Origin of the sequence: Nocardia farcinica (assembly GCF_029867845.1) — a bacterium.
Lineage (GTDB): Bacteria > Actinomycetota > Actinomycetes > Mycobacteriales > Mycobacteriaceae > Nocardia > Nocardia farcinica_A.
Map to the genome: position 1 here is coordinate 1 of NZ_JARWRU010000877.1, position 3466 is coordinate 3466.

3 protein-coding genes and 1 pseudogene are annotated in these 3466 nt (G+C 70.3%); all 4 read right to left on the reverse strand.

Annotated elements, in window-relative coordinates:
* Positions 1-294 (reverse strand): acyl-CoA dehydrogenase family protein (locus QH283_RS19170; RefSeq protein WP_280504365.1); only part of this gene is annotated, 294 nt, incomplete at its 3' end.
* Positions 291-1433 (reverse strand): acyl-CoA dehydrogenase family protein, encoded by a 1143-nt coding sequence (locus tag QH283_RS19175; RefSeq protein ID WP_280504366.1) that lies wholly within the window; start codon positions 1431-1433, stop codon positions 291-293. The genes QH283_RS19170 and QH283_RS19175, both read right to left, overlap by 4 nt.
* Positions 1433-2335, reverse strand: a complete 903-nt coding sequence (locus tag QH283_RS19180; protein ID WP_280504367.1) for an enoyl-CoA hydratase — start codon at positions 2333-2335, stop codon at positions 1433-1435. Before QH283_RS19180 ends, QH283_RS19175 begins: the two co-directional genes overlap by 1 nt.
* A 27-nt stretch (positions 2336-2362) precedes the next feature.
* A pseudogene (locus QH283_RS19185) lies at positions 2363-3466 on the reverse strand (AMP-binding protein); the annotation flags it as partial.

Consider the following 3466-nt stretch of genomic DNA (forward strand, 5'->3'; position numbering starts at 1 on the left):
CCGTGGCGGGGTTCCGGGGGGGGGCGGCTGGGGGGGGGCCGGGCCGGCGGCCGCGCGGCCCAGTTCGACGAAGGCGACGACCAGATCGACCGGCTCGGCCTCCGCGCCGTCGTACCGCTCGCCGATGGCCAGCCCGAGCACACCCTGCTCGGCGAGCTGGCCGATCAACGCCCGGCCGGGCGCGCGGTCACCGGCCGACCACGCGCGCACCGCGCTCGCGGCGCGCCCGCTGTCGAGCAGTTTGCGCACGCTGCCTGCGAAATCGAGCTGTTCGGGGCTGAGCGCGAACCTCATCGGCTGCTCCCTCTCGGTAGACCGAGCAGCCGCTCGGCGATGATGTTGCGCTGGATCTCGTTGGTGCCCGCGTAGATCGGGCCCGACAGCGAGAACAGGTAGCCGTCGGTCCAGGCGCTCGCCTCTTCGGCCTCGGCGCCGAGGATGTCCAGCGCGGTCTCGTGCATGGCGATGTCCAGTTCCGACCAGAACACCTTGGTGATCGAGGATTCCGCGCCCAGCTTGCCGCCCTCGTTCAACCGGGTCACCGTGCCCCAGGTGTGCAGGCGGTAGGCCTCGCTGCGCATCCAGGCGTCCACCACGGCGTCGCGCTGGGCGGTGTCGGATTCGTCGGCCCGCTCGGCCCACAGGTCGATCAGCCTGCTCGCGGTGGCGGTGAACCGGCCGGGGGAGCGCAGCGAGAGGCCGCGCTCGTTGCTGGAGGTGCTCATGGCCACCCGCCAGCCCTCGCCGGGCGCGCCGATCACGTCCTGATCGGGCACGAACACGTCGTCGAGGAAGATCTCGGCGAAGCCGGGCTCGCCGTCGAGCTGGGGGATGGGCCGCACCGACACGCCATCGGCGGTGAGCGGGAACATCACGTAGGTCAGGCCCTTGTGCCGCTCGGCCTCCGGGTCGCTGCGGAACAGGCCGAAGGCCCAGTCCGCGAACGCGGCCCGGGAACTCCAGGTCTTCTGCCCGCTGAGCAGCCAGCCGCCCTCGGTGCGCCGCGCGGTGGAGCGGATGCCCGCCAGGTCGCTGCCCGCCTCCGGTTCCGACCAGGCCTGCGCCCAGATGTCGTCGGCGCGGGCCATCCGCGGCATGATCCGGTCGAGCTGTTCCTTGGTGCCGTGCTCGAACAGCGTCGGCGCGAGCAGGAAGATGCCGTTCTGGCCGACCCGGGCGGGCGCCTGCGCGGCGTAGTACTCCTGCTCGAAGAGCACCCAGTCGATCAGCGAGGCATTGCGCCCGCCGTACTCCTGCGGCCACGCCACCACCGAGAGCCTGGCCTCGGCGAGCTTGCGCTCCCACTCGCGGTGCGCCTCGAACCCCTCGGCGGTGTCCATCGAGGGCAGCGGCCGCGCCGGCTTGTTGGCGGCCAGGAACTCCCTGACCTCGCGCTGGAAGTCCAGCGCCGCCTGATCCAGTTCCAGATCCATCAGGCCGTCCCGTTCTTCTCGGCGGTGCTGCTCGCGACGGTGGCCGTGTCCCGCATGCTCTTGGCGTTCATGCCGCCCAGCGAATCCGCCCCGACCTCGGCGTTGTGCGCGTGCGCGAAGTGATGCAGGCCGAACACCGAATCCATGCCCGAGCGCATGCCCATCAGATCCTCGGCCTGGTTGACCGCCTTCTTGGTCAGCGCCAGCCCGAAGCGCGGCATGGCGGCGATCTTCTCGGCCAGCGCGAAGGTCTCGGCTTCCAGCTCGGCGCGCGGCACCACCCGGTTCACCATGCCCCACTCCTTGGCCGTGGCGGCGTCGAAGCGGTCACCGGTGTAGAGGAACTCCTTGGCCTGGCGCGGCCCGAGCATCCACGGGTGCGCGAAGTACTCCACGCCGGGAATGCCCATGCGCACCACCGGATCGGAGAAGAAGGCGTCCTCGGAGGCGACGATCAGGTCGCACACCCAGGCCAGCATGAGCCCGCCCGCGATGCACGCGCCCTGCACCATGGCGATGGTCGGCTTGGGGATCTCCCGCCAGCGCCTGCACATGCCGAGATAGACCTCGGACTCGCGGGCGAAGCGCTGGTCGCCGCCTGCCTTGTCGACGTGGTCCCACCACAGCACGGCCTTGTTCTCGTAGTGCACGTGGTGGTCGCGGCCCGGCGTGCCGATGTCGTGACCGGCGCTGAAGTGCTTGCCGTTGCCCGCGAGCACGATCACCCCGACCTCGTCGTCCTCGACCGCGCGCGTGAAAGCGGCGTCCAGCGCGTAGGTCATGACCGAGTTCTGCGCGTTGCGGTAGTCGGGCCGGTTCATCGTGACGACGGCGACCCGGCCGCGCCGTTCGTAGGTGACGACCTCACCTTCGTCGGGCACCCCGGCGGGTTGGTCAGACATTGCGAATTCTCCTCACGTTGTGCGTCATCACGCCTTCTCGCCGTCGCGTAGCTCTCGCTTGAGCACCTTGCCCGCCGCGCTGTAGGGCAGGTGGTCGCGGAACTCCACCACCCGCGGCACCTTGAAATTGGCCAGCACCGTCTTGGCGTGCGCGATCACCTGTTCCTCGGTGAGCGCGGCGCCGGGCTTGCGGACCACGAAGGCCTTGCCGACCTCGCCCATCCGTTCGTCCGGGATGCCGATCACCGCGGATTCGGCCACGCCGTCCAGCCGGGCCAGCGCCTGCTCGACCTCGGCGGGATAGACGTTGAACCCGCCGCTGATGTACATGTCCTTGAGCCGGTCGGTGATCTTCAGGTACCCGCGCTCGTCGACGGTGCCGATGTCACCGGTGTGCAGCCAGCCGTCGGCGTCGATCGCCTCGGCGGTGGCCTCCGGGTCGTCCAGATAGCCGAGCATGATGTTCGGCCCGCGCAGCAGCACCTCGCCCGAGGGCGCGAGCTTCAGCTCGAAGCCGGGAATCGGCCGCCCGCAGGTGTTGGCCACCGTCTCCGCGTCGTCGCTGGTGTCGCACATGGTGCCGAACCCGGCCGACTCGGACAGCCCGTAGGCGGTGAGCACCACCTCGAAGTCCAGTTCCGCGCGCATCCGCTCGATGAGCACTACCGGCACCGTGGCCGCGCCGGTCACCGCGACCCGCAGCGTGCTCAGGTCGTAGGAGGCGCGGTCGGGGAAGTCCAGGATGGTCTGGTAGATCGTGGGCGGCCCGGGCAGCACGGTGATCTTCTCGGAGCCGATCAACCGCATGGTCTGCGGCACGTCGAAAGTGACCTGCGGGACGATCGTCGCCCCCGTCACCACGCACGCCAGGATGCCCGCCTTGTAGCCGAAGTTGTGGAAGAACGGGTTGACCACCAGATAGCGGTCGTCGGTGCGCAGTGTCGCGCACTCGGCCCAGGCCCGCACGACCGACAGCGCCTGCCGGTGCGCCACCAGCGTGCCCTTGCTGCGGCCGGTGGTGCCGAGGTGAACAGGATGTCGGACAGGTCGTCCGGTTCGACCTCGCGCGCCCGCCGCTCGGCCTCCTCGACGGTGACCGATTCCGCGGCCGGGCCGAGATCCGCCCAGTTC

Bases quoted from the DNA above. Each gene is read 5' to 3' on its own strand.
- QH283_RS19175 (WP_280504366.1), bottom strand. From the start codon at position 1,433: ATGGATCTGGAACTGGATCAGGCGGCGCTGGACTTCCAGCGCGAGGTC.
- QH283_RS19180 (WP_280504367.1), bottom strand. From the start codon at position 2,335: ATGTCTGACCAACCCGCCGGGGTGCCCGACGAAGGTGAGGTCGTCACC.